This is a genomic window from Gemmatimonadales bacterium (assembly GCA_030697825.1).
In the GTDB taxonomy this organism is placed as follows: Bacteria; Gemmatimonadota; Gemmatimonadetes; order Gemmatimonadales; family JACORV01; genus JACORV01.
This window is the reverse complement of sequence record JAUYOW010000313.1, coordinates 1-6,076: the sequence shown is the minus strand read 5'-3', so window position 1 is coordinate 6,076 and position 6,076 is coordinate 1. Positions and strand designations below refer to the sequence as shown.

Below are 6,076 nucleotides of genomic sequence, written 5' to 3'. Positions count from 1 at the left end.
GCGGTGGGCAAGCACGACGCGATCGCGCAGAAGATCGGCCTCATGGCGGCCAACACCTTCGCGCTCGAATCCGTCGCCGAGGTCTGCTCGCTGCTGGCGGACAAGGGCGGGTACGACATCCGCCTCGAGGCCGCGATCGCGAAGCTGTACAACTCGGAGCGCGCCTGGCGCATCATCGACGACACGGTGCAGATCCGCGGCGGGCGCGGCTACGAGATGGCGCACTCGCTCGAGGCGCGCGGCGAGAAGCCGTGGCCGGTCGAGCGGATCATGCGCGACTTCCGCATCAACCTGATCTTCGAGGGTTCGTCGGAGATCATGCACCTGTTCATTGCGCGCGAGGCAGTGGACCGTCACTTCAAGGTGGCCGGGCCGCTGCTCGATCCGCACGTGGCGCTGGGCACCAAGGTCGGCGTGTTCTTCAAGACCGCCTGGTACTACGCCACCTGGTATCCGAGCCGCTATTTCGGCTGGGGCAGGTGGCCGCGGTACGGGGAGTTCGGCAGGCTGGCCGGCCACGTCCGGTTCGTCAACCGGATGTCGCGCCAGCTGGCGCGCACCACGTTCCACGCCATGCTGCGCTTCGGCCCGAAACTCGAAAAGCGGCAGTCGGTGCTGTTCCGGATCGTGGACGTCGGCGCCGAGCTGTTCGCGATGTCCGTGACGTGCGCCCGCGCGGACATGCTGGCCCGGAAAGGACAGCAGGAAGCGATCGAGTTGGCGGACCTCTTCTGCAAGGACGCGCGGCGTCGGGTGCGGGCCATCTTCCGCCGGGTCTTCGACAACGACGACGTCGCGACGTACGGCGTGGCGCGGGACGTGCTCGCCGGCAAGCACATGTGGATGGAGAAGGGGCTGGTGTAGGACGGTTGAAGAGAATAGGGCGTTGAAGGTAAACGGGGGCGTCGGTGCGGCGCCCCCTTTTCTTGGTCCCTTGCGCCGACAGCTAGCGACCGCATATTTGCCATTTATGTCGGATTATCAGACGTCCGCCGCCGCTAACATCCGCGCCGCTCGCGAGCACCTGAAGATCACCCAGGAGCAGGTCGCCGAGCATCTGAGTATTCCCCGGTCGGCGGTCTCGGAGATGGAAGCGGGCAAGCGGGACATCTCGGCGAGCGAGCTGTTCGCGCTGGCGCGGCTGTTCGGGGAGTCCATGGAGCAGCTGCTGGGCTTGGAGCCGCACCCGCCGGAAGAGGAGTTGGTGATGCTCCGCACGCAGGCGGTGACGACGACCGGTCGCGCCGCGCTGAACCGTTTCGTCCACCTGTGTCGAACCTATCGGGAGCTGGAGGAGTGGCTGGGCCAGGCGCGGGAGCCTGACGTGCGGCCGGTGCGGGCGATCCTTTCCGCGTACGAGCAGGCGCACGCGCTGGCGGACCAGGAGCGCAAGCGGCTGGATCTCGGGCTCGCCCCGGGCAGGCAACTGCTTGAGGTGCTGGAGGAGCGGGTCGGGATCAAGGTGCTGGCCCTCGACCTCGAGGACGGCGTTTCGGGCGCGTCGATCCAGAGCGTTCACTTCGGGTCCGCGGTCCTGCTCAACCGTACGCACCCGCCGGGCCGGCAGGTGTTCACGCTGGCGCACGAATACTTCCACCTGCTCACGCAGGGGCGCGTGGCCCGGTCGAAGGGGCAGCAGTCGCTTCACCTGTGCGAGGCGCAACCGCCCGGGGCCAAGAAGGATCGGGCCGAGCAGCTGGCGGATCAGTTCGCCGGCCGGCTGCTGCTGCCGCCGGAGCACTTTGTGGAGCGCCTCAGGCTGTTGCGGCGCGAGGACGGGACGATTGACCGGCTCGACCTGATCGGCCTGGCGCGGTATTTCGGGGTGAGCGTGCAGTCGGTGTTCGTGGAGTTGGCGGTACTCAAGTTGGTGCCCTGGGACGAGGCGAAGCGCGCCTATGGGGACCCCGAGCTTCAGGATCAGATCCTTCAGATGGGAGGCGAGCAGGCCCTCGAGCCGACCCGATTCAGGCGGTTGGCGGTGAAGGCGTTCCTCGCCGAGCGGATTTCGCGGACGCGCCTGGCGGAGCTCCTCGAAGTCAACGTGGCCGATGTGGAAGAGGAAGTACGGCACTTTGGCGGCGGGGAGCCCGGACGTGGGGTCAAGATCGCGCTGCCTCGTTGACGTCGTGGCGCTGACGCCGCCGGACGCCACAGCCCTTACGGAACTGTTTGCCGGCGACTACTACATCTCCGAGGATCTGACCGGCGCGATCGCCGCGGAGTCGTTCTTCAATCTGGTGCACCTTGAGACCGTCACCAAGGTGGACCTGACGCGGTCGAAACTCGAGTGGGCGCGGGAGTCCCGGTCGGAGGTGCAGCTCCGCGACGTTCGCAACCTGGCCGCCGGCGGGTACGACCGTTCGTACGTGGAGCAGTGGACCCGCCATCTCGCTCTCGAAGCTGTCTGGAGGGAAGTCGGCGATGGGTGATACGACTCTTGGCGCTGCCCGGCTCGTACGGGAGCGCTGGCTGGCGTTTCCGGAGGTGCCCAGGTGAGGGTCGCGAGTCTCGAAGCCCTGGTGAGAGCTTTCAACAGCGAGGGTGTGCCGTTCATCGTGGTGGGCGGACTGGCGGTGAACGCGCACGGGTACGGGCGGTTCACGCAGGACGTTGACCTCGTGATCGAGCTCACGCCGGAGCACGTGCGGGCCACGTTCCGGGCGTTGGCCTCGCTCGGCTATCGGCCACGGGTGCCCGTCACGGCCGAGCAGTTCAGCGACCCGGCGCAGCGAGCGCGCTGGATCGCCGAGAAACAGATGCAGGTCCTCAGCTTCGACGCAGACGCGCATCGAGAGACGCCGGTGGACATCTTCGTCACGGAACCCTTCGACTTCGGCGAGGAATACCGGCTCGCGCTCGTGGAGGAGCTGGCCCCAGCGGTCGCCGTTCGTATCGTACGATTACCCGCCTTGTTGCGCATGAAGGCGGAGGCCGGTCGAGCCATCGATCGCGCCGACATTGCGGAGCTGCGGCTGCTGCATGGCGACCCGGCGGGAGAGTACAATGAAGGCTAGGGCGGACCAACCAGAGATCGACTGGAGCCTCTGCACCTGGGACGGCAGCCGTCGCGCTCAACACCGTGCGTTCCTCAAGCTGCCGTTTCGAAGTAAGCTGGAGGTAATCGAGGAGCTTGGTGAGCTGGCGGTGCAGCTCGCGAGGTCGCGGGTGGCGCGGGGGTTGCCGGTCGTGGGGCCCGCGGGGAAGCCGTTCAGATTGCCGCCCTCTGACGAGCCGGGACCAGCGCCGAGGTCGGGCGCCGCCGCGCGCGGCGGTCGTGGCGGAGCGGATTCTGCTCCTGGACGACCATGACCAGACTTCCAGAGTGCGCGGTGCGGACTGACTGGCGGGTGACGACCTGGGAGGCGGGCGGCGGGGGCAACTCCGCCGAGAGTTTGGAGTCGCTGGCGTTGGTGCTGGCGCGGGGCGAGCGGTTCTGCACGGTGGATCGGGCGGCGAGGCGGCCAATGCAGGAGTTGGGGGTGGTGGACCGGTGGGTGGCACTGGAGGAGTTGCAAGGCACCTTGGAGCCGCCGGTGCCGGTGCCGGACGACAAGTATCGGGAGAGGCCACGAGGCTAGTGACGAACGACCTGGGATTACCTGGGATACCTCGCTCACAGCGCCAATGACCACGGCCGCGGAGTTCCAGAGCCGCTCCGCGAGCACTTGCAGCTGGTGTCAGACCGAGCTGCCCTCTATGCCACGGCATTCGGTGCCGCCGATGAAGCACGGGTCGCTGGACTGATGCATGACCTTGGCAAGTACAGCGAGCGCTTTCTGGCGCGATTGCGTGGAGAGGAACGGGGCCTGGATCACTGGACCCCGGGAGCCGTTCTCGCCCGAAAGCGCTACGGCACCAATGGCACCGCCGTCTCAGTGGCGGTCCTCGGCCACCACATCGGAATGGACCACGCTGGCCCCGGGCTCACCGCCGAACTGAGGAGCGTACTGCAGAATCCGCCGCGGAATGTCACGGAGTCGGATCTGTCGGTCCTCGTTGAACGCCTCCGCGCGGATGGGCTGACCATCCCGGAGGAACTGAGGGGGTCCGTCTACAGAGCCGGCAGTCCGTCCGTTGCGTCCATGCTGGACATTCGCATGCTATTCTCGGCGCTGGTGGATGCCGACTACGTGGAGACGGAAGCGCACTTCGACGGGACGGCAGCGCAGCCGAGGCGGTATCGGCCGGACGGTCCGCCCCTGCGTGCCGCACGGGCGCTGGAGCTTCTCCTCGACGGCGCCGAGCGAGTCCGGCGAGGAGGACGCGCCGAGTGAACGTGCGATCATGTGCCGATACCTCTCTGGTGAGTGCATCACTTTGCGGCAGTCGCCCGCTCGCGCGCGGGCGTGGACTGAAACGGCCACGTCCAATCACCAGGCCCGCACGCAACACCGTCACGGCAGGTGCATCACTGGCAGCGTCCGCCCCACGTCGGGCAGCGCGTACAAGATCACCCAGCCGCGCATGAACGGATTGTCGAAGCGATAGCCCGTGTCGTCTTTGACCAGGAGATCGCGTGCGACCAGGGTCTGGGCCGCCTTGGTCGCGGCACCCTGGGCGCCGAGCGAGAACCCACGCCGAGTCGCCGCCGTGGTCAGCCCCGCCGCCCTCACCGCCAAGGCGCGCAGCACGTTCTGCTGGAGCGGCGTCAAGCCCTCCCAGAGAGCACGCAACGGCGCCTCCTCGGCAACCACCACGCCTCGGAAGGCCTCCTCCAACGTGGCCCCGTCCGCCATCCCGCCAGTGCGCCCCGCGTCGAACACCGCGCGCGCGAGCTGCACGACGTCGCGCGTGCGCGGCCCAGCGACGGCAACCACCGCCTCGCCGACCCCATTGCTCCGGACACCGGCCCCACGCAGCCGCAAGTCAATCCACCCCGCCAGATGCGCCGGGGCCATCGCTCCAAACTGCAGCGGCTCCAGTAGCTTGTAGAATGGACGCCCTCGGCCTGTCATCGCCTGGATGAGGCGCTCGTCGGAGCCCGCCAGCACATAGCTCACCCGCCGGTGGTGCTGGATCACTCCTCTCAGGTGAGCCTCGGCAGCCTCACCGCCAAAGCGGTGGATCTCCTGAAACTCGTCCAGGATGACGCCGACATGCGCCCGCTTGGCCGCCGCGACCTGCTCGATTGCGTCGAGCGCGCCCGCCAGTGTGGCCCGTTGCTCCTCGAGCGGCGCCTGGCGCAGGCTGACGTCAAGGGACGGGAGAATGAGACCAGTCCCCGGATCGGCTTCAAGACCCAGCCTGACGCCTACCCGCTGCACCAGAGACGCCAGGAAGTCCGGCCAGCGGCGGCCCAGCTCACGGCTGGCCGCCTGTAGTAGCCGGGTCGTGATGTCGGCGACGGTGGAAGCCGTGGAGAGGTCCGCGAGCATGACGTGACGCCCCTCGCGCGTCAACTCCTCCCGCACGACCACCAGAGTCGAGGTCTTGCCCATCCGCCGCGGACCGTAGATAAGGAGATGCGACTGCGGCTCGATGAGGGCCCGGCGGATGCGGCGCCGCTCATCGTCGCGGTCGGTAAAGAAGGGACCAGCAACTACGCCGCCGATGCGGAAAGGATTCTCACTTGGTGAGCGTTTTGTCACTCACCAAATAGATACCAATCTGAGTTCCTTGTCAAGAACCACCGATGGACCGACCCCAAGAGGGAAGCCTACGCCCGCGCGGCCATCCACGCTTCCACGTTCCGCCCGATCTGCCGCGCGTGCACCTCCAAGTGCTCCGCGTACAGCTCCAGCCACCGCGCCGCCGTGTAGCGGCCCGACTCGGAGTGCGTCCCCTCGCGCGACCAGGCCGACTCTGGCAGGCGCCTTATCAGCGCCGCGGTCCAGGCGCGCACCGACTCGATCTGCGCCAGGGACAGGTCGAGCGGCAGGGAGTGGTAGTCGAACGTCGTCGCCCAGCGGTCCTGGTCGTAGCCGAGGATCGTGGGGTTGTCCGCACCCACCAGGAACCTGATGCGCGTGGATGACACCGTCTCGCTGTCCGCGCAGTGGCAGATGACTTCGTGCACCGACCACTTGCCCGGCGCGGGGCGCCACTTCAACGCTTCCGGCGGGACCTTCGCCAG

Annotated in this window: 8 protein-coding genes; 6 read left to right on the top strand and 2 right to left on the bottom strand. The window is 67.7% G+C overall.

The window, feature by feature from the left end; genetic code table 11:
- The 6 genes from Q8Q85_15215 to Q8Q85_15190 all read left to right on the top strand — a co-directional run.
- Nucleotides 1-864: acyl-CoA dehydrogenase family protein (locus tag Q8Q85_15215; GenBank protein MDP3775609.1), on the top strand; the 864-nt coding region annotated here is incomplete at its 5' end.
- Nucleotides 865-970: 106 nt separating this feature from the next.
- Nucleotides 971-2,125 carry an XRE family transcriptional regulator gene (locus Q8Q85_15210; GenBank protein MDP3775608.1) on the top strand — a complete coding sequence of 385 codons (1,155 nt, stop codon included), beginning with the start codon at nt 971-973 and terminating at the stop codon, nt 2,123-2,125.
- Nucleotides 2,097-2,432 carry a hypothetical protein gene (locus Q8Q85_15205; protein MDP3775607.1) on the top strand — a complete coding sequence of 112 codons (336 nt, stop codon included), beginning with the start codon at nt 2,097-2,099 and terminating at the stop codon, nt 2,430-2,432. The genes Q8Q85_15210 and Q8Q85_15205 overlap by 29 nt, the downstream gene beginning before the upstream one ends.
- 63 nt (nt 2,433-2,495) lie before the next feature.
- Nucleotides 2,496-3,017: a hypothetical protein gene (locus tag Q8Q85_15200; protein ID MDP3775606.1), complete on the top strand. Its 522-nt coding sequence runs from the start codon at nt 2,496-2,498 to the stop codon at nt 3,015-3,017.
- A 291-nt stretch (nt 3,018-3,308) separates the two neighbouring features.
- On the top strand, nt 3,309-3,581 hold the full coding sequence (locus tag Q8Q85_15195) for a hypothetical protein (protein ID MDP3775605.1): 273 nt from the start codon (nt 3,309-3,311) through the stop codon (nt 3,579-3,581).
- An 87-nt stretch (nt 3,582-3,668) separates the two neighbouring features.
- Nucleotides 3,669-4,277: a CRISPR-associated endonuclease Cas3'' gene (locus Q8Q85_15190; GenBank protein ID MDP3775604.1), complete on the top strand. Its 609-nt coding sequence runs from the start codon at nt 3,669-3,671 to the stop codon at nt 4,275-4,277.
- A gap of 120 nt (nt 4,278-4,397) precedes the next feature.
- Here Q8Q85_15190 and Q8Q85_15185 read toward each other — a convergent pair whose 3' ends face one another.
- Both Q8Q85_15185 and Q8Q85_15180 read right to left on the bottom strand, forming a co-directional pair.
- Nucleotides 4,398-5,591 (bottom strand): AAA family ATPase, encoded by a 1,194-nt coding sequence (locus Q8Q85_15185; protein ID MDP3775603.1) that lies wholly within the window; start codon nt 5,589-5,591, stop codon nt 4,398-4,400.
- 68 nt (nt 5,592-5,659) lie between these two features.
- A partial coding sequence (locus Q8Q85_15180; GenBank protein ID MDP3775602.1) for a DinB family protein occupies nt 5,660-6,076 on the bottom strand: 417 nt, incomplete at its 5' end.